Genomic DNA, 19,439 nt, shown 5'->3' on the forward strand with positions numbered 1-19,439 from the left:
TCTCACTCCGATTTGTATATCGTATAAAGCTTGTCTATAGTAAATTTATATAACCAACGGATAATAAATTGATTTTTTGCAGCAACGCTTCAAGCCGACGCAAAATTCAATGGAACACCTGTGCTATGAAGCAATTTTCTTAAACTCTAATTGTCGATGATATGAGGCGCAACAATGAAAACAAGAATAGAAACAGACAGCATTGGAGAAATTGCGGTCGATGCCAGCAAGTATTGGGGTGCTCAAACCCAGCGCTCTATCATCCATTTCTCCATTGGTGAGGACTTGATCCCCCATGAAATCATTAAGGCAATTGGGATATTAAAAAAAGCCTCCGCACTGGCTAATACAGAACTTAAAATTCTCGAAAAAGAAAAACGAGATTTGATTATTCAAGCTGCCGAGGAAGTCATCGAAGGAAAATTAAATGATCATTTTCCTCTGCATGTATGGATGACAGGCAGCGGAACACAGTCCAATATGAACGTGAATGAGGTGATCTCAAATCGTGCGATTGAACTAACTGGGGGTGCTATGGGAAGTAAAATACCCATTCATCCCAATGATCACGTTAACATGTCGCAGTCCTCTAATGACACATTTCCCACAGCCATGTATATTGCCACCGCCTGTGAAGTCAATGAACGGTTATTACCCGCCGTTCGCTATATGCAGAGCGACTTAGAAAAAAAATCACACCAATGGCGAGATATTGCGAAAATTGGACGAACCCATATGCAAGATGCAGTCCCGCTCACACTTGGACAGGAATTTTCAGGTTATGCGGCATTAATTAAGAAAGATATCGCCCGCATTGAATTTGCCCTGAAAGATGTTTATGAATTGGCAATTGGGGGAACTGCCGTAGGTACCGGTCTCAACGCCCCCCCTGGCTTCGCAAAAAGGGCGGCAAAGCACATTGCTAAAATAACAGGATATCCATTCGTATCCGCCCCGAATAAATTTGAAGTTCAAGGTTCGCACGACGCACTGATTGCAATGAGTGGCGCTTTTAAGACACTAGCAACCTCTTTATTTAAAATAGCCAACGATATTCGTCTTTTAAGTTGCGGCCCAAGAGCAGGGCTTCATGAGTTGCTTATTCCTTCCAACGAACCCGGATCATCAATCATGCCAGGCAAGGTAAACCCGACTCAATGTGAAGCGATGGCGATGGTCGCTGCTCAAGTGATGGGGTATGATTTCGCCAATACGATTGCGGGTTCTGGCGGCTATTTAGAAATGAATGTTTACAAGCCCATGATTGCATTTAACCTCATTCAATCCATTCGAACTTTATCAGACACCTGCATAAACTTCACCAAATACTTGTTAGAAAACACGGAGCCAAACAAGGAAAAAATAGAATATTATTTAGAAAACTCCTTGATGTTAGTCACGGCACTAACACCCATCATCGGTTATGACAAAGCATCGAAAATGGCTCATTATGCGGACAATCATAATTGTTCGCTGGCCGAAGCAAATCGTCAGTTAGGATTCTTAAGTGATGAGGAATTTAACAAAGCGATTGACCCACACAAAATGACACAAGGCGGTCGTTTATAAAGAGAATGCTAGGAATGGGGCAGGCGGTATTGTTTTCTATATGTTGACTCAAGCCCCTTTTGCCTCATCGCTTTTTTTAAATTGAAAAAAGCGCTCCCCTTCACGAACCATGCCCAGCTCAGATCGAGCTCTTCCCTCAACGGCCTCTTGATTTTGCTTGATTGCATCAACTTCCGAAGCAATGTGTTGGTTCTCATCAGCCAGTTTTTCATTACTTGTTAAGAGTTCTTGCATTAAGCGTTGCGTGTGCCGTTGTTCAAAAATACCAGTATCCCCAAACCACAACTTAAATTGCAATGCTAACAATAGTACAACCAAGCTGACCTTAAGCATTTTCATGGTAATATCCCAAACATCTTCCTAAAGAAATAGTCTAAAGCAGTTTTATAAAGAATCCAATATTGAATCGAGGCTATTGACCAACACATTATAAAAGATATTAATGCAAACGTTTACGTACATTCTAGCCAAAACCTTGGAAGTTATGGTCCTAAACACTCCAAATTTGCCTACTAGAGCAACTTAAGGATTTCATTCAGATAACGGCCATCGCGCTTTGACCACAACCGATAAATCCTCATCGGTTTCACCCTGAATCAAACGTTTCCAACCTGCATAGGCAACCATAGCACCATTATCGGTGCAAAATTGCATCGAAGGGTAGGACAATTTAATATCGTGTTTATCAGTTAAAACCGCCAATTGCTGGCGTAAATATCGGTTAGCCCCCACACCACCCGCAACAATTAGCTGATGCATGTTCGTTTGCTTTATTGCGCGATGGCATTTGATGACAAGTGTTTCCACGACGGCTTGTTGAAATGCATAGGCAATTTGTTGTTTAGCAGCGTTATCTTGACTTGAATGATTCCACGCATTTAACGCGTGGGTTTTTAGACCACTAAAGCTAAAATCTAGCCCCGGCCTATCGGTCATCGGGCGAGGAAAAGCCGGCAAGGTCTGCAAGGCGATGGGGCACTCATCGGCTAATTTTGCTAACATGGGGCCACCAGGATAGTCGATTCCCATGAGTTTAGCAGTTTTATCAAATGCTTCACCCACAGCATCATCTAACGTATCACCCAACAGCTCATAGCTCCCAGCTTGATGCACCGCAATTAATTGGGTGTGCCCCCCTGATACCAATAATGCCAAATAAGGTGGTTCCAACGCGTTATCATCGAGTTGGGCAGCTAATAAATGCGCTTCCAAATGGTTGATGGCTAAAGCAGGAATAGCAAGTGAAAAAGCAAAGCTCTTAGCGAAGCAAGCACCCGTTAGGAGTGCCCCCATTAATCCAGGCCCTGCTGTATAAGCTACCGCATCCAAATCAGATTTGCTCATTTTAGCTTCTTCTAACGCTGCGGAAACTAAAGGCACCAAATATTTAACATGATCTCTCGATGCTAATTCAGGAACAACCCCGCCATACTGTTGATGAAGAGCAATTTGAGAATGGAGTTGATGGGCAACTAAACCCGCATGGCTATCGTAAATTGCTACCCCTGTTTCATCGCAAGATGATTCAATGCCTAAAACTTTCATAGTTAGATTATGCTAAAATAAAAGGCATTATATCAGATTTGAAATCATTTATTGACTATTGGCTAGAAATAATGTGTAAATTATCCGGGTTGAACGATAACAAAAACTTGACGTTATCAGAAACTGACACTACAATTGCCAACTTGTTGCTTTAATTTATTAATGTTAGAGGAAATTTGAATGCCCACCGTTCGAGTGAAAGAAGGTGAAAACCCAGAATATGCACTACGTCGTTTCAAACGTGCTTGTGAAAAAGCCGGCATTTTAACTGAATTACGCCGTCGTGAATTTTATGAAAAACCAACTGCTGAGCGCAAACGCAAACAAGCAGCGGCTGTTAAACGACACCTCAAAAAGATCGCACGTGATACCGTATCATCGAAGCGTGGTGGCCGCAAACGCCGATAAATTGAAATTATTATGTCGATTCGTGAACTAATCAATGAAAATTTAAAACAAGCGATGCGTACTCGTGATAAGCAAGTATTAGAGACGCTTCGCTTGATTAATGCTGCCATCAAACAAATTGAGGTGGATGAACGCATCACCGTTGATGAGGCAAGAATGCTTGTAATTTTAGATAAATTATGCAAGCAGCGAAAAGAATCGATAGCACAGTATGAAAAGGCTGGCCGGACAGATTTAGTTGACAAGGAACAAGCCGAACTCAGCATTATTGAAGCCTATCTCCCTGAACCGCTTTCTGACGATGAGATCAACGCATTAGTTAGCAAAGCCATTCAAGACACCCAAGCAGCAACTATGCAGGATATGGGCAAGGTCATGGCGATCCTTAAGCCGGAATTGCAAGGCCGCGCAGATATGGGTAAAGTCAGCCAGTTAATTCGTTCAAAACTCACTTAGCAGTTTTAGCGTCATAATAGGAAAGCACCTAGACGCAAAAAGTATTAGTAAAAATAGCCTCCCAAGCGTAAACAACGTGATACAATGAAAGCTTATCAATCGTAATTTTAATTCAAAAAGGTACCTGATGGCAGGCTTAATCCCCCGACCTTTCATTGATGAATTAATCAATACAACCGACATTGTTGAGCTAATTGACAGCTATGTGCCACTTAAAAAACAGGGCAGTAGTTTTGTTGCCTGTTGCCCTTTTCACCATGAAAAAACCCCTTCTTTCAACGTGGTTGCTAAACGGCAGTTTTATTACTGCTTTGGATGTGGTGCGAGCGGCAACGCCATCAGCTTTATCATGAATCATCTTAACCAAGAATTTGTTGACGCTGTTGAAACACTGGCGAGCCGTTTGGGGATGGATGTTCCTCGTGAGGGTGGGACAAGTTATGTTAAACAAAATAAAAGCCTTTATGAGTTAATGGCAGAAATTGCAACCCATTATCAAAAACAACTCAAACAAACCCCTCAAGCAATTAGTTATTTAAAGCAACGTGGGCTAACAGGTGAAGCAGCAAAACGCTATATGCTGGGCTATGCGCCGTCGGGTTGGCATCACTTAGAGCAAGCCTTTCCCAAACAAGCAAAAACATTAATTGATGCAGGCATGTTGATTGTGAAAGACGACGGCAGCCACTATGATCGATACCGAAACCGTATTATGTTTCCAATTCATGACAGAAACGGTCGAATCATTGGCTTTGGTGGCCGAGCCATTGAAGCCGATCAAAAACCCAAGTACTTAAATTCCCCCGAAACTGCCATTTTCCAAAAAAACCGTGAGCTTTATGGCCTGCACCAAATTATTCAAGAGAAAAACCATCCAAATGAGGTGATTGTTGTTGAAGGGTATCTGGATGTGATTGCATTGGCGCAACATGGGATAATCAATGCCGTTGCCGCGTTAGGAACGGCAACCAGTGCATACCATGTCCAATTGCTACATAAGCATTTCAAGCGAATCACCTTTTGTTTTGATGGTGACAATGCGGGTCGACAAGCCGCATGGCGCGCGTTAGAGAATAGCTTTTCTCAACTCAACAGTGGCATTCAAATCCAATTCAGCTTTCTGCCGGATGGTGAAGATCCCGATAGCTTTGTTCGTCAACACGGCCAGCATGCCTTTCAAACGTATATCACCAAATCAATGAACATTGAGCACTTCTTTTTACAAACCCTGACTGAATCGATTGAGCTCAATACTGCTGCTGGAAAAAGCCAACTCATTCAAGTAGCCAAACCCTACTTGACCAAATTATCCGCTGGCCCCTTCCAAAGTTTACTATTGGAAGAGCTTGCAAGAATGACGCACATCACCAGCGACAGGATATGGGAAATGTGCCAAGTATCCCATCAAGCAGCCAAAGCAATCCAAACGAAAAAATCAGTGACGCGCACCCCCCTGCGCCTTGCCGTTTCCCTACTGTTGCAAAATCCCCAGCTTCTTAATCAACAAAGGCATCCCATTGATAAGACACTGTTTGATGAAGAAGAGCATACTGTTTTAATCAAATTAATCGATTTGATTGAACAGTCTCCTAACTGTACCACTGCCTCATTGCTAGAACACTGGCGGCAAGATGAATTATTTGCCACCATTAATCACTTGGCAGCTTGGGATCATCTCATAACAGAAGAAAGCATGCTTCACGAATTTAATGACACACTGCGTTATTTACAAAAGCAAGGATTGGAACGCAAAATCCACCAGTTTTTGGCAAAATCACGTCGTGGAGAGCTCTCCCCAACCGATCGACATGAATTATCAAAAATGCTACAATTAAAGACAAGATATAACACGGTTAAGTCAAGCTCGTCAGCCTAGTTTTACTAGTAAGTCAATACATGAGGGGAAGCCCCTAAAAAATATCATTTTCTTTGAATGGTTACTGGCAAGTTTTGCTCAAGCGGTTTATAATCACTAAATTTAGGAAGACAAAAGAAACAGGACATAGGCAGCCCCCCCAAGATCAAGGCAAAAGGAAATTTTGATGCGGGTGTTTAGACTAACTAAATGACCGAATCAAAATTTCTTTTTAACGCAGAAATTGAGGTTTTGCATATATCCTGAGGAATTAACCTGTGTTTGGCGTATGGTGTAAATTCTTAATCGAAATTGCATCAATTTCATAATTTTTTCAAGGCGAAGTGTCAATTGCTATGAACGATCAAGAACAACAGAGCTCACAAATTACCAAAGTAATCAGTTTAGGTCGCGATCAAAAATATTTAACGTATGCCCAAATCAACGACTTGATGCCTGATGTTGTCGGAACCGAAACCTACGAAGTGTTCATTAACATGTTAGAAGAAATGAACATCAAGGTTTTTGAACATCCTCCCAGTGAAGATGAACTCACGCTCCTTAATGATGATGATACATTGGGCGATGAAGACGATATCCGAGAAGCCGCTGCCACAGTTGCCTCCCTCGATAAAGAATCCGGTCGAACGACGGATCCTGTCCGCATGTACATGCGTGAAATGGGTACTGTCGAGTTACTGACACGAGAAGGCGAAATCCGAATTGCCAAGCGAATAGAAGAAGGGATATACCAAGTTCTGAAATCGCTCGCCCATTATCCAGAAACCATCCAGATGGTATTAGAAGATTATGATCGCTATCTCGCAGAAGAAATGCGTTTGAGCGACATTATCAGCGGATTTGTTGATAGTGATAGCGAAGAAGAAATTGCACCACCTTCGAATATTGGCTCGATGCTGGATGATGGTGATAGTGATAGTGATAGTGATGGTAATAGCAATATTGGTAGTGATGATGATGGTGATGGTGATTCTGAGCCGGACGACGACAGCACTACCGCGACTAGCCTTGAACTAGATGATGAATCAGACGCTGAATCAGAAGAAGATGATGATGAAGGTGGCGGTCTTGGTGATGAAGGCCCGAACCCCGAGCAAGCAGCCTTATATTTCCAAGAATTGCGTGATAATTATAATGCCGCAATGGTTGCACTAAAAGACAAAGGCCGTGGGGATAAAAGAACCATTGAATTGCTGGAATTAATGTCCGACTCATTCCTCAAGTTGAAATTAACGTCACGACAAGTTGACCTTTTAACTCGCCACTTCCGTAAAATGCGCGCTTATATTCGTGATGCAGAGCGCCGCGTCATGCGTATATGTATTGAACGTTGCAAAATGCCTCGAAAAATTTTCATCGAAACCTTCCCCGGCCATGAGACGGATAAAGGCTGGCTTGATATGGCTATCAAAAAAGCCAACAAGCGTATTGAAATGGATAAAATTGAAGAGCACCGAGAAGAAATATTATCGATTCAAACGAAGTTGTCTGAATTTGAAGACGAGTTTGGTTTAAAAGTGATTGAAATTAAGGACATCAACCGTAAAATGTCCATCGGCGAAGCCAAAGCTCGCCGTGCCAAAAAGGAAATGGTCGAAGCTAACTTACGATTAGTCATTTCCATCGCCAAAAAATATACCAATCGTGGTTTGCAATTCTTAGATCTTATCCAAGAAGGGAATATCGGCTTAATGAAAGCTGTCGATAAATTTGAATATCGTCGAGGCTATAAGTTTTCCACCTACGCAACATGGTGGATTCGCCAAGCGATCACCCGCTCAATTGCCGATCAAGCGAGAACAATCCGTATACCGGTTCATATGATTGAAACGATCAACAAATTAAACCGAATCTCTCGACAAATTGTGCAGGAGACTGGTCGTGAGGCAACACCGGAAGAACTCGCTGAAAAAATGGATTTAAGCGAGGATAAGATTCGCAAAGTGTTGAAAATTGCCAAAGAACCCATTTCCATGGAAACGCCAGTTGGTGATGACGATGATTCCCATCTGGGCGATTTTATTGAAGATGGTACAATGGATTCCCCTGTTGACACAGCGATTGCCAAAGGGCTTCGCGAAGCCACCATGGAAATTTTGGAAACATTAACGCCTCGAGAAGCGAAAGTTCTGCGCATGCGCTTTGGTATTGAAATGAATACTGACCACACCCTCGAAGAAGTTGGAAAGCAATTTGACGTCACCCGTGAGCGGATTCGTCAAATTGAAGCCAAGGCATTAAGAAAACTCCGCCACCCCTCACGCTCTGAGAAACTCAATAGTTTCCTAGAAGGGGATAACGACTAAGCCAGTCACTCGATAAAGGTGGGCATCGCAGCGCGTGCCCACCTTGACTGATTAGAACACCCAGAATATTTGCATCATCGGGCAGATAGGATCACACCCAGCCACCACCAACCGCTTTATAAACACTGACTAATTGAATCAAACTAGCAGCTTGCGCATCAATGGCATTGAGTTCCGAGCGCAACAACCCTTGCTGGGATTGAATTACCGACAAAATATCATCTTCACCTTCACGATATCGTTGCCTCGCTAATTTAACAGCATGCTGGTTTGCAGCAACCGCATTCAAATATTGATAAGTCGTTTGTTGGGATTGCTTCAATTGTTGAATGGAGGACTCCGCTTCTTGCAAGGCTGATAATACGGTTTTCTTATACTGAAGAACAGCCTCTTCTTGTTGAGCTTGCGATAAGTTGATGTTGGCATGAACTTGCCCACTTTGAAAAAGAGACCACTGCATAAATGGCCCCAATGTCCAAACAGAACTATTTCTATTCCAAAGGGTTTTTAACGCGATACTTTCTAAGCTGTAGTTTGCGACTAAGTTAAACTTAGGATATAAATCAGCTACTGCCACGCCGATGGCGGCGGTGGTTGCTGCAATGTTTCGTTCAGCGGCAATGATATCTGGTCGTCTTCTCAGTAAATCAGAAGGAACACCAACGGCCACTTTCTTAGGGATTTTGGGCATGGAGTAGGTATTTAACAATTGTTTGGCCATTTGGCCTGGCGCTTTCCCCATCAAAATGGCAATCAAACTTGCTTGATGAAAGGCTTCGCCTTGAAACCGCGGCAAGAGCGCTTCAGTTTCTTTAAGCTGACTATCGGTCAAAGCAACATCCAATTCATTAGTGCTCCCCGCTTCGAGTCGCTGCCGAGTAATTGTAAGTGTTTGTTTTTGTAAGGCAATATTCTTCTGAGTAATATCAATTTTTTTCTGAGTGGCCCGAAGTTGAATGTAAGACCTTGCTATTTCAGCTCGAATTAAACGAATGGTATCATCAACCGTAAATGAGGCTGCTGCTGTTTGCGCTGAGCGTTGTTGATTGCGTCGAAAATTCTGACCGAAGACATCAATTTCCCAACTGGCGTCAAACCCAGGTTGATAGACCTTTCGATTCAGGGCGATATTGTTGAACAATGGGTTATTGGCATTGGCAAACAGACCTAAAATCCGACCAGTTCGGCTGATTTCTTCATTGGTCACAGAGGCCTTACCAATTACTTTCGGTCCACCCCTCGCATAATCCATCATTTGCAATGAGCGCGCTTGAAGCAGTCGTTTACAAGCAATTGCCACGTCTAAATTTTCAAAAGCTATTGCCTCAACATATTTGCTTAATTGAGGATCGGCTAACTGTTGCCACCATTGGCGCTCTACAAATGCCGTTACCATTTGATTCGAATGGGTTGACCAATGATATTTTTCCAATGACGTGACCGGTGCACGATAATTAGGGCCAACGGCACAAGCCGTTAGCAATAGGCACATCAATAGCCAAAGTCCTTGTTTCATCGTGCTATCCTATTCCACGCGTTTTCTAAAATACCATCCTGCCACAGGCAGCGTCACACTAGCAATAATCAACATCGGCCATGTGTTTTGCCATACGAGCGCAAAAGGCATGTCTTTTAAAAATATCCCTTTTACTGCCACCAAAGCAAATTTTAACGGGTTGACATTAGTGACCATTTGCAACCATTCTGGCATATTTTCAATGGGAGAAGCATACCCGGATAACGTCACCGCCGGAACCATAAAGACAAATGTGCCAAGCACTGCTTGTTGTTGGGTTGCTGACATCGACGAGATAAATAAACCAACTCCCACAGTGGACAAATTAAAGATAGTCAACACGAGGGCCATCAATGTGACACTGCCAGTAAAGGGTATATGAAAAATAAACATGGCAGCAAGCCAAATGATACCCGCTTCCATGGAACCGATGATAATCGCAGGAATCGTTTTTCCAATGAGAATTTCCCTCGGGCTTAATGGCGATACTAACAGCTGATCAAACGTTCCTAGCTCCCTTTCTCGAGCGACGGATAAGGAGGTTATCATTAACACAATCAACATCGATAATATGCATACTAGTGAGGGCACTGTGAACCATTGATAGGATAAGTTTGGATTGAACCAACTTCTGTCTATTATCGCCACACCAGCAGATTGCGATGGCGGGGAATTTCCAACCATTCGGTTGAAACGCAGGATAATTTCAGTGATATACCCATTAATAATTTGACTTGCATTGGAACGCCGCCCATCTAAAATAAGTTGCAGCGCAACGGGTTCTCCTGCGTCCAATTTAGCTGAAAAATTAGACGGGATTTGCATCACGGCAGTGACCGTTTGTTCATCCACCAATGTCTGAATGTCATTTTGGCTCCGTAAGAATAGTATTTTTCTAAAAAATGGGGAGCCTTGCATTTGGGTGATCAAGTCTGACGACTGTTTTCCTTTGTCTTGATTATAAATAGCCAATTCAATGTTTTTTACTTCTAACGTTGCCGCATAAGCAAAGATAAATAATTGTAAAATAGGGGGTGCTATCAATACAAATCGTGATTTCGGGTCCCGAAAGAGGGTTAACAGCTCTTTAATAACCAAAGCAATGATGCGAGAAGAAATCATTAACGCTTTTTCCCTAATCTAGTCGTTTCGTCGTTTTATGAGATATGATGATATAAAAAAACGTGGCAATCAAACTCATTGCAACAATACATTTAAATAATAACCACCACACATCCCCTACCATGAAGATTGTTTGCAAACTAGTCACAAAATACCGAGCGGCCACAATGTGGGTTAGCCACTGAATGGGTTGTGGCATGGCGGATATTTCAAAGATAAAACCCGATAGCATGAACGCAGGCAAGAAGGCCGAGATCAACGCCCCCTGAGATGCCACAAATTGATCGCGCGCGACCGTTGATATTAACATGCCCTGCCCTAGTCCAGCCATTAAAAAAACACCCGTTACCAATGATAGAACTAACAATCCACCTCTAAAAGGCACGCCATACCAAAAATAACTAATCGACAAACACAAAAACATCGAACCTAATCCTAATATAAAGTAAGGAATCAGTTTTCCAAGTAAAATTTCCTTGTTGGTTACTGGCGTCGCCAACATCGCTTCCATCGTCCCCCGTTCCCATTCTCTGGCTATCACCAATGCGGTTAATAACGTACCAATTAAAGTCATCACAATGGCAATTGAACCAGGTATCAAAAAGTTTCGACTTTTTAGCTCAGGGTTATACCAAAACCGACTTTCTAAGTGCGCGCCGACTGCTTCATTCGAGCCGGATTGTGCTTGCAAACTAGTTAGCCAATTACCTACGATACCAGCTGAGTAATTGGTGACAAACTGCGCTGTGTTAGGTTCCGTTCCATCGGCAATTGTTTGAATTTCAGGTTGACGATACGGGTTTTTAAAATCAGCTGAAAATTGTGCAGGAACAACCACCATGCCACGCAGCTTACCCGATATAATACCCGGTATGACTTCGCGCCTATCTTGCGCAAGCTCGATACTTAAAAAGCGCGTCCCTTTAAATGCGGTGATCAACGATGAAGTCGTCACATCTGACTTCTCCACCACCAAACCAATCGGAACTCGGTTACTATCTAAATTCACGCCATAACCGAAGATAAAAAGCAAAATCAGGGGCAACACAAACGCAATAAGAATGGCACTGGGGTCACGAATAATTTGGTATGTTTCTTTTCTTATTAATGCTCGCAAAATTCGCCAGTTTATCATTCATGCTCCTGGTTTTGCCCTTCTATAAGGGCAATGAATGCATCTTCCATGGTGGGGTGAGGTAGCGATGCATTGGTGACACGTTTCTTTAGATTATCAGGTGTGTCTGTTGCAATGTTTTGTCCCCGATAAATAAGTGCGATTCGGTCGCAGTACTCCGCCTCATCCATAAAATGGGTAGTGACCATCACGGTTACCCCTTTATTGACCAAGCTATTGATATGAAGCCAAAATTCACGCCGGGTGACGGGGTCAACGCCTGAGGTCGGTTCATCTAAAAACAAAATATCCGGCTCATGCATCAATGCGCAAGCAAGCGCTAATCGTTGCTTAAAGCCTAAAGGCAAATCCCCCGCGTTTTGATTCAAATGCTTATGTAGATCAAAAATTTGAATCATTTCATCCACCGATTGCTTTTGCTTTTTGCCCGATAATCCATAGAGCCCCGAAAAAAACTGCAAATTTTGAAATGCATTTAACTGGCCATATAACGAAAATTTTTGTGCCATGTAGCCAAGTCGAGAACGTGCTTGTGAAGTGGAGTGACGTAAATCAAACCCCATGACAGATGCATCCCCACTGGTAGGTTGCAACAAGCCACATAACATCTTAAACGTGGTTGATTTACCCGCCCCATTCGGACCTAATAAACCAAATATTTCACCCCGTTGGATAGTAAAACTATTATCAGACACAGCAATAAAATCACCAAACCGTTTAGTCAAATTGCGCGCTTCAATCACGGCTTCTTTCGATGCTGGCTTTTCAGGAATGGCTTCTGCCAACGCAGATTCACCTCCGGGCCCTCCTCCTAACTTATCCATAAACGCATCTTCAAAGACAGGCGCAACTTTTAACCAATGTGCACCTAGCCCATCTGGCAATTTTGGTAACTCATTCGCATTACGGGTAACAATTCGTAGATTTTCACCTTGAATAACGCCGTCTAAACATTGTTTTTCGTTGAGTAATTTGAGCAAAACCTGTCGACGAATATTGGAAGCAACACCCGCGACATGCCAACACCGATCCTTTAAGGTGCTGAGTAATGTATCGGGTTTTCCCTGGTATAATGCATTCCCTTCATTTAATAATAATACGCGATCACATCGTTCTGCTTCATCGAGGTATGCTGTTGACCAAATAACACCCATGCCACCTTCAATCAATTCTTGAACCATTTGCCAAAGTTCACGACGAGAGATTGGGTCTACGCCAACACTTGGTTCATCTAACACTAATAATTCGGGTTCACCAACGAGCGCACAAGCCAAGCCCAGTTTCTGCTTCATACCGCCTGATAATTGACCGGCTAAGCGACTTTGAAACGGATCAAGACTGGTAAATCGCAGTAATTGGGCAAATTTCTTCTGACGCTTTTCGCCAACCACACCACGTAAATCTGCATACAAAGTTAAATTTTCGATCACCGATAAATCTTCATACAATCCAAATTTTTGCGGCATATAGCCAATATGAAGGTGAATTGACTGCGCCTGTTTTTGACTATCAAAGCCAAGAACCGTAATGGTCCCAGAAGAAGGTAATAATAAGCCGATAATTAAGCGAATTAAGGTTGTTTTCCCAGCACCATCCGGACCAACCAAGCCTAACATCTCCCCGCGTTTGATAGAGAGATTAATCGCATTTAATGCTGGCAACGAACTGGGAGGAAATGTTTTGCATATCTGATTGATTTCCACCAAGATTTGGTTTTCAGCCATTTCCTTTTACCTGATGCAAGGGAATTTTAACCGTCACCGGCATCCCCTGGCGGAGATGTTTATCTGGATTATCCACAACAATTCGGAATCGATATACCAAATCGGTTCTTAGCTGAGTCGTTTCAACATTTTTTGGGGTAAATTCTGCTTTAGAGGCAATGTAACCAATGTGGCCATGATAGGGCTTTTTCGGTTCTGTATCAGTATAGACTTCCACCTTTTGCCCGGGATAAATCAATCCCAATTTTGGCTCATCAATAAACGCTCTTACCCATACAGGATCTGACACAGTTAAAGTATAAACCGTTTGGCCTGTTCCAATGATTGAACCAGGCTCACGCACACGCGTTAAGATATAACCGGAAGTTGGTGCTTTGATATAGGTATCACTTAAGGCCGTTTTTGCTTTTTCTATCTGCACTTGCGCCGCTTTTACTTGGGCTTGCGTTTGGGTATTCATGGCAACGGCTTGATCAAACAAAGCCTGTGAAACAGCACCTGTTTTGATTAAACGAGTTCGTCGTTCATAGACTTGTTTGGCATTGTCATAAGCGGCTTCTGCTTCGACAAGCTGTGCGTTGGCTAGCGCAAGATCTTCATCAAACGTATCCTGTTCCAATTGCGCCATCACCTGCCCCGGCGAAACAAAGTCCCCTTCCTCAAACAGCATTTTTTCCAGACGCCCTGGCACACGAAAGCCTAAAGTAACCTCGCGAATATCCACATTCCCATAAAACGTCAGTGGTTCATGCCGATGCTCCACCCGATAGACGATATACACCAAAAGCAGAATCCCAACGACCGCTCCCACACCAATCAAACGTACTTTAGCCAATCTAGTCACTCCTGTTACCAAACAGGATGGCAGAGATTCCCCTTACCAACCCATGTAATCCTTCATTGTGGCTGAAAAATAGAGCAAACTCAATGTGTTGGCCGCTTTGATAGAAATGGATAAAAATTCCTAGCATTTTAAAAACGAGAATCGTATAATGGCAAGTCCATTCGGGCCCATAGCTCAGTTGGTTAGAGCAGCGGACTCATAATCCGTTGGTCCTAGGTTCAAGTCCTAGTGGGCCCACCAATTAAAGCCAGTAAAATCAATAAGTTACACTTGATACCTTAGTCACCTCAAAAGTCCTTGCGTGACTTTTGCGTGACCTACATTTAAAACCCTATAAAGCAACTACCTTTGAAGCCTGTTTATTTGCAGGCATTCTCAAATTTGGATTACGCAACAAAGTCAGTACTACCCCGCTTTTTTGTTTTTCACACACTTTATTCGCAGCATCATACAGATTTTGTAATTCTGCTGATGAATAATGCGTCGTAATCCGCCCTGAGCGATGACCAAGCAAATCCTGTCTGTCTTCAAAACTTACACCAGCGGCACGTAATCTCCGACCAAAAGTATGCTTGAGATCGTGAACACGCACCTGTTGAAGATTGGCTTTAATTCTTGCTTGACGCCATCCAGTTGATAAAATCCGAGCTAAGGGCTTCCCTCTAAAACTAAACACGTGAGTAGGATGCTTGCCTCTCTCTTCTTCAACAACTGAACGAGCTGTGTCATTACAAACAACTAATCGCTCTTCACCATTTTTTACCAACTCAGCAGGAATGATGAACACCATAATATGGGATAACTCTGGAATCTTTATTTCCCAATCCCAGCGCAACTCACATATTTCCTGATCTCTACACCCAGTATTCACAGCAAATAACGCCATTTTTTCCAGATGAGAAGGTAGCTCATTAAAAAGCCGGTGTTGCTCATCCCAATTCAATGGATAAGGTTTGCGCAGATCATGCTCCGGTAACAATTTAATTTTTGGAGCATTAATGATCCACGTTAAGCCATATTCATCCATCCATTCACTGGCAGCAAGATTGAGTATTCGCCTTACCACTTGTAAACCATGGTTTATAGTTCTAGTACTCACACCATCTTTCCTCCTGCCTTCTACAAAAGGCTGAAGAGCCCCCATATGAATCGATTCGAGCGGCATATCTCCAATGTATTTCACTAACTCACGTAATCTTCCTGCATCATCATGAAGACTACGTTTATGCTGATTCTCCATCAGAAATTTTGTTGCTGCTTCCATAAAACTTCTTTTAGGCCTGACTCCATAAACAGTTGCCTGCCTTATTTCTTCAAGACGCCTTGCAAGATATTTTTCGGCCTCTTCGAGGTCGCTAGTACCAGTGCTTTCGCAAAGTCGGCGTCCGAAGACCTTCTTGTCAATGACCCAGAACTCCCCACGCTTTTGAAGCCCTGGCGTTCGTTTTCGTCCCATCTATCCATACTCCTGTTGATTGCTGCGGGACGACCACTACATTGCTTATAATCGTCTACCCAGGCGTCTAAATCAAGTCGATCGAATGCTACCCCTTGAGTACCAATAGGGATTTCAATTAAATTAGGTCTCACTGCCTCATTAAAACGATGACGATCCATACCTAGATAGGATGGAGCATCTCGCAGTCGAATGAGTCTAGGCAATACGTTTGAAATACTCATTTCACTCACCAAAAACACAAAAAGAAATTATCAATAAATCATATAACACGATTTGTTTTATTGATTACATCAAATTGTGTTTAAAAGATCAATAGCTATAGTAGAATTGAATAATCCCAATGAAGATTATAAAAAGTTGACGGGATGATAATAGGTTCATTTGTTAGATTTTTTGAGACAAACCCTTCTTCTAGGAAAGGAGGGTTTGATATCTGATAATAGATTACATTAAGATTATTAAATAATATGGTTATAATTGATTTATATTGTCATGCTCAATACATCTGTGGGATGAGAGTACAATTTACCCTCACAAACCACTTTTGCACCATGCTTTTCATATAATCGATTTAAACTAGGTTTTAGTGTATCTAGCAAAATCAAATCCGAGCCTGCCATAGCTGTTAACCGTTTTGCTTCTTCAATAATTTGCTTACCAAATCCTAAGCCACGGTATTCTTTATCGACATAAACGTACATAAGCTCACGTGAACTAGGAAGCTCATGCTCTAGTAAAGCAAACATCGCAACAGGCTGCCCTGCGTAAGTTCCAATATACACATCGTGGCTCAATGCATGCATTACGCCTTTCCGATATTCAACGCCTTTATTACGTATATATCCCCATTCATCTTCAGCCCATTTAGCTGCAAGGGGAAGATATTCCATGCAATCACTTAATCGTGTAAAAGTAAGCTTGTGTTTTGCTAAAGCAGAACTAAATAACAACATCTTAAATACCTCATTTTTAATAGGCTAAAGTAGATTCCAAACGTATCAATCTTCTTCGACCTCGTTCACAAACCATTATGGAGGCTAACCCTATGATTGCTCCAAACATGTAATACCAAGCAGGTGAAATAAAATTACTTGTTGAATTCACTAGCCACATCATCACTATAGGAGTTGTACCACCAAACAATGAAATGCCTATATTGAAAGCGACTCCAAACCCACTATAACGATATTGATGAGGAAATAGAGTAACCATGTATGCGTTGAGTGGCGCATAAGTAATGGCAATCAAAATAGACATGAAAACCAATCCCATTGCAATCAAAACAACATTCCCAGTGGCAAGTAGGAAAAAAATGGGAATACTTAAAAGTAACATAGCAACCATACCCAATCGAATTACTTTTAACAACCCTACTCTGTCTGCTAACAAAGCAATAAATGGTTCAAGTGTGGCATCAACTGCTAAAGCTATGGTGATAATTAATGTAGCTAAACCAAGTGAAATATGAAAATAGCTATGCAGGTATGTGGCTGTAAATACATAGGTTCCAAAAGTCATGATACTGACCAACCATGCTATCCCCATAATACCAACTACTGCCAAAGGCGCTTCTTTTAGCGCAGCTAGAAATGGCAGGCGTCGTTTATCATGTTGAACAATATTTTCATATTCAGGTGTTTCAGCAACATGGGTTCGTAAATAAAAAATCAAAATGCCAGCAATCATGGCCAATCCAAAACCGACTCTCCATCCCCAGTCTGGCATAAATGAGGCCGTAAAGAATGAAGCAGCCAGGCCTGCTAGTATCAAACCAGTGCTGTAAGCGGAACTGGTTAAACAACCATAAAATGCTTTTTTCTCAGACTTAGCATGTTCAACAAGAAAAATAGCAGATCCAGTAAATTCGCTACTTGCGACAAAACCTTGAATTATCCTCAACAAAGTAATAAGAAGAGGGGCTGTAATTCCAATATATTGGTAAGAAGGAACAATACTGATCATGGCTGTGGGGATTGCCATTCCTAAAATACTAAGAGTTAAAGCACGTTTCCTGCCGAACTGATCACCAATATAGCCAAAAAAAAGTGAACCTATTGGTGCTAATAAATAACCTACAGCAAATACTCCAAAAGCACTTAAAAGCGAAGCAAATTGATTGTCATTAGGAAAATAAGTTGCAGCAATAATTGGAGCGAAATATCCAAAAAGTGCAAAGTCATACCATTGTAATGCCGTGCCAGAAACTCCAGCGAATAATGCTTTACTCGAAGAGGATATGTTCATTAGCAACTCCTATGCTCATCAAGTTGTTAATACCAATTTGGTCGCATTTAAAAATTTGCCAGTCTAATAAAGCGACCCCACCAATTTTTTTATAAAAATGCCTGGCTTCTCGATTATTTCGAGATACCCACCACTCTATTCTTGAACAGTTATGGGCTGCTGCTTTACACGCAACATACTTGAATAAAGCACACCCAATCCCTTGACGCCGATATGGAGGAGAAACATATAAATTCTCAATATAAATCCCCTGCGTTACATTGACACAAATGTTATTTTGAGTGTAATTGAACATCACTAAACCACAAATTTTTTCTTCCACCAAAGCAACACCAATGAAATGGTTAGGCTGATTACAAAAAAGAAGTTCACCAAGCTGTGATTCGGTTATTTTAATTTTATCCAGAATGTTCTCATATTTTGCCAGCTCCAGAATTATTGTATAAATTTGACTCAAGTACTCAGATTTTGCTTGAATTATTGCCACCATAGGATATCTTAATAACGGTTGTAAATCATGTGATCATAACTATGAAGGATATAGTACTCATTCCCGGAGCATTGGCAACCCCTAAGCTTTGGTATCAGCAAGAGATATTTTTTCAGAGAAGCAGGCGACTTCATTATGTTGATGTGCTCAATAGCGATTCTATTGTGGAAATGGCTCATCGCTTTACCTCAATCGCCCCTAAAAAATTTACTTTAATTGGTTTTTCTATGGGGGGCTATGTTGCCCTCGAGTTATATCGCCATATCCCCAATAAAATTGAAAAACTCATCCTAATTAATTCCGCTGCAAAATTAGTGTCAGAAAAGGGACAATTAGAACGCGAGCGTTCCCTCGATTTAATGAACAAAGGGAAGTTTGATTTCTTAATCAAGCTTATCTTTAAAAACTCAATTTATGATAAAGAAAAGCACAACGCTCTATTACCCGTGGCACAAGAAATGGCTCAGGAAGTAGGGGTTGAGAATTATAAAAATCAATTGAATGCTATTCTCAATAAACCAGATCATTCATCATTATTATCATCAATTGAATGCCCAACACTATTAATTGCGAGCGAACAAGATCACGTTATGCCTATTGAACGATCGGAGCATATGGCGAAAAACATCAAGCGTTCGGACTTAATTTATATTGAGGAATGTGGTCATATGGCCATGTTAGAACAACCAGACAAAATTAACCGAATATTGGCTGATTGGTTGTAAATAGTATCGATGTTAGGGAT

The 19,439-nt window shown here is 41.8% G+C and carries 17 protein-coding genes and 1 tRNA gene; 7 read left to right on the forward strand and 11 right to left on the reverse strand.

The genetic code is table 11. The features are described 5' to 3' along the window. The first annotated feature begins 174 nt into the window (after positions 1-174). A complete protein-coding gene (gene fumC / locus AB3348_RS05795; protein ID WP_367606637.1) occupies positions 175-1,569 on the forward strand; it encodes a class II fumarate hydratase in 1,395 nt (464 codons plus the stop codon). 48 nt (positions 1,570-1,617) lie between these two features. Here the strand turns inward: fumC and AB3348_RS05800 are convergent, their stop codons facing one another. Together AB3348_RS05800 and tsaD are read right to left on the reverse strand one after the other, a co-directional pair. Further along, positions 1,618-1,908 (reverse strand): septum formation initiator family protein, encoded by a 291-nt coding sequence (locus tag AB3348_RS05800; RefSeq protein ID WP_367606638.1) that lies wholly within the window; start codon positions 1,906-1,908, stop codon positions 1,618-1,620. A gap of 192 nt (positions 1,909-2,100) precedes the next feature. Then, on the reverse strand, positions 2,101-3,114 hold the full coding sequence (gene tsaD, locus AB3348_RS05805; protein ID WP_367606639.1) for a tRNA (adenosine(37)-N6)-threonylcarbamoyltransferase complex transferase subunit TsaD: 1,014 nt from the start codon (positions 3,112-3,114) through the stop codon (positions 2,101-2,103). Between the two features lie 180 nt (positions 3,115-3,294). On the opposite strand from tsaD, the gene rpsU reads away from it, so the two are divergent. From rpsU to rpoD, 4 genes are all read left to right on the forward strand, one after another. After that, positions 3,295-3,522 carry a 30S ribosomal protein S21 gene (gene rpsU / locus AB3348_RS05810; RefSeq protein WP_367606640.1) on the forward strand — a complete coding sequence of 76 codons (228 nt, stop codon included), beginning with the start codon at positions 3,295-3,297 and terminating at the stop codon, positions 3,520-3,522. A gap of 12 nt (positions 3,523-3,534) precedes the next feature. Continuing rightward, positions 3,535-3,978: a GatB/YqeY domain-containing protein gene (locus AB3348_RS05815; protein WP_367606641.1), complete on the forward strand. Its 444-nt coding sequence runs from the start codon at positions 3,535-3,537 to the stop codon at positions 3,976-3,978. Between the two features lie 127 nt (positions 3,979-4,105). After that, the gene (dnaG, locus tag AB3348_RS05820) at positions 4,106-5,854 is read left to right on the forward strand and encodes a DNA primase (protein ID WP_367606642.1); all 1,749 of its coding nucleotides are present in this window, start codon (positions 4,106-4,108) and stop codon (positions 5,852-5,854) included. A 329-nt stretch (positions 5,855-6,183) separates the two neighbouring features. Then, complete coding sequence (rpoD, locus tag AB3348_RS05825) at positions 6,184-8,160, forward strand: RNA polymerase sigma factor RpoD (protein ID WP_367606826.1); 1,977 nt, start codon at positions 6,184-6,186, stop codon at positions 8,158-8,160. A gap of 91 nt (positions 8,161-8,251) precedes the next feature. On the opposite strand, the gene AB3348_RS05830 is transcribed toward rpoD, so the two are convergent. Genes AB3348_RS05830 through AB3348_RS05850 form a run of 5 tightly spaced genes read right to left on the reverse strand, consistent with a single transcriptional unit; the run spans position 8,252 to position 14,492 of the window. Then, on the reverse strand, positions 8,252-9,676 hold the full coding sequence (locus AB3348_RS05830) for an efflux transporter outer membrane subunit (RefSeq protein ID WP_367606643.1): 1,425 nt from the start codon (positions 9,674-9,676) through the stop codon (positions 8,252-8,254). 9 nt (positions 9,677-9,685) lie between these two features. Next, positions 9,686-10,798, reverse strand: coding sequence for an ABC transporter permease (locus AB3348_RS05835; RefSeq protein ID WP_367606644.1), 1,113 nt, complete (start codon positions 10,796-10,798; stop codon positions 9,686-9,688). 13 nt (positions 10,799-10,811) lie between these two features. Beyond that, positions 10,812-11,933, reverse strand: coding sequence for an ABC transporter permease (locus AB3348_RS05840; protein WP_367606645.1), 1,122 nt, complete (start codon positions 11,931-11,933; stop codon positions 10,812-10,814). After that, positions 11,930-13,657 (reverse strand): ATP-binding cassette domain-containing protein, encoded by a 1,728-nt coding sequence (locus AB3348_RS05845; protein ID WP_367606646.1) that lies wholly within the window; start codon positions 13,655-13,657, stop codon positions 11,930-11,932. Before AB3348_RS05845 ends, AB3348_RS05840 begins: the two co-directional genes overlap by 4 nt. Then, positions 13,650-14,492 (reverse strand): efflux RND transporter periplasmic adaptor subunit, encoded by an 843-nt coding sequence (locus AB3348_RS05850; RefSeq protein WP_367606647.1) that lies wholly within the window; start codon positions 14,490-14,492, stop codon positions 13,650-13,652. Before AB3348_RS05850 ends, AB3348_RS05845 begins: the two co-directional genes overlap by 8 nt. A 172-nt stretch (positions 14,493-14,664) precedes the next feature. On the opposite strand from AB3348_RS05850, the gene AB3348_RS05855 reads away from it, so the two are divergent. After that, positions 14,665-14,741, forward strand: a tRNA-Ile gene (locus AB3348_RS05855). A 91-nt stretch (positions 14,742-14,832) separates the two neighbouring features. Here the strand turns inward: AB3348_RS05855 and AB3348_RS05860 are convergent. From AB3348_RS05860 to AB3348_RS05875, 4 genes are all read right to left on the reverse strand, one after another. Next, entirely contained in the window at positions 14,833-15,957 is a 1,125-nt protein-coding gene (locus tag AB3348_RS05860; RefSeq protein WP_181442995.1) for a site-specific integrase, read from the reverse strand. Positions 15,958-16,442: 485 nt separating this feature from the next. Continuing rightward, positions 16,443-16,913 carry a GNAT family N-acetyltransferase gene (locus tag AB3348_RS05865; protein WP_367606648.1) on the reverse strand — a complete coding sequence of 157 codons (471 nt, stop codon included), beginning with the start codon at positions 16,911-16,913 and terminating at the stop codon, positions 16,443-16,445. Between the two features lie 16 nt (positions 16,914-16,929). Beyond that, entirely contained in the window at positions 16,930-18,204 is a 1,275-nt protein-coding gene (locus tag AB3348_RS05870) for an MFS transporter (RefSeq protein WP_367606649.1), read from the reverse strand. After that, complete coding sequence (locus tag AB3348_RS05875) at positions 18,182-18,694, reverse strand: GNAT family N-acetyltransferase (RefSeq protein WP_014326939.1); 513 nt, start codon at positions 18,692-18,694, stop codon at positions 18,182-18,184. Before AB3348_RS05875 ends, AB3348_RS05870 begins: the two co-directional genes overlap by 23 nt. Before the next feature lie 41 nt (positions 18,695-18,735). On the opposite strand from AB3348_RS05875, the gene AB3348_RS05880 reads away from it, so the two are divergent. Continuing rightward, a complete protein-coding gene (locus AB3348_RS05880) occupies positions 18,736-19,419 on the forward strand; it encodes an alpha/beta fold hydrolase (protein WP_061638471.1) in 684 nt (227 codons plus the stop codon). Positions 19,420-19,439: the final 20 nt, after the last annotated feature.

Origin of the sequence: Legionella sp. W05-934-2 (assembly GCF_964199965.1) — a bacterium.
GTDB lineage: Bacteria > Pseudomonadota > Gammaproteobacteria > Legionellales > Legionellaceae > JAFIFT01.

What these genes read in the sequence shown, in the direction of transcription:
- fumC (WP_367606637.1), top strand. Translation starts at nt 175, where the DNA reads ATGAAAACAAGAATAGAAACAGACAGCATTGGAGAAATTGCGGTCGAT.
- AB3348_RS05800 (WP_367606638.1), bottom strand. Translation starts at nt 1,908, where the DNA reads ATGAAAATGCTTAAGGTCAGCTTGGTTGTACTATTGTTAGCATTGCAA.
- tsaD (WP_367606639.1), bottom strand. Translation starts at nt 3,114, where the DNA reads ATGAAAGTTTTAGGCATTGAATCATCTTGCGATGAAACAGGGGTAGCA.
- rpsU (WP_367606640.1), top strand. Translation starts at nt 3,295, where the DNA reads ATGCCCACCGTTCGAGTGAAAGAAGGTGAAAACCCAGAATATGCACTA.
- AB3348_RS05815 (WP_367606641.1), top strand. Translation starts at nt 3,535, where the DNA reads ATGTCGATTCGTGAACTAATCAATGAAAATTTAAAACAAGCGATGCGT.
- dnaG (WP_367606642.1), top strand. Translation starts at nt 4,106, where the DNA reads ATGGCAGGCTTAATCCCCCGACCTTTCATTGATGAATTAATCAATACA.
- AB3348_RS05830 (WP_367606643.1), bottom strand. Translation starts at nt 9,676, where the DNA reads ATGAAACAAGGACTTTGGCTATTGATGTGCCTATTGCTAACGGCTTGT.
- AB3348_RS05835 (WP_367606644.1), bottom strand. Translation starts at nt 10,798, where the DNA reads ATGATTTCTTCTCGCATCATTGCTTTGGTTATTAAAGAGCTGTTAACC.
- AB3348_RS05840 (WP_367606645.1), bottom strand. Translation starts at nt 11,933, where the DNA reads ATGATAAACTGGCGAATTTTGCGAGCATTAATAAGAAAAGAAACATAC.
- AB3348_RS05845 (WP_367606646.1), bottom strand. Translation starts at nt 13,657, where the DNA reads ATGGCTGAAAACCAAATCTTGGTGGAAATCAATCAGATATGCAAAACA.
- AB3348_RS05860 (WP_181442995.1), bottom strand. Translation starts at nt 15,957, where the DNA reads ATGGGACGAAAACGAACGCCAGGGCTTCAAAAGCGTGGGGAGTTCTGG.
- AB3348_RS05865 (WP_367606648.1), bottom strand. Translation starts at nt 16,913, where the DNA reads ATGTTGTTATTTAGTTCTGCTTTAGCAAAACACAAGCTTACTTTTACA.
- AB3348_RS05870 (WP_367606649.1), bottom strand. Translation starts at nt 18,204, where the DNA reads ATGAACATATCCTCTTCGAGTAAAGCATTATTCGCTGGAGTTTCTGGC.
- AB3348_RS05875 (WP_014326939.1), bottom strand. Translation starts at nt 18,694, where the DNA reads ATGGTGGCAATAATTCAAGCAAAATCTGAGTACTTGAGTCAAATTTAT.
- AB3348_RS05880 (WP_061638471.1), top strand. Translation starts at nt 18,736, where the DNA reads ATGAAGGATATAGTACTCATTCCCGGAGCATTGGCAACCCCTAAGCTT.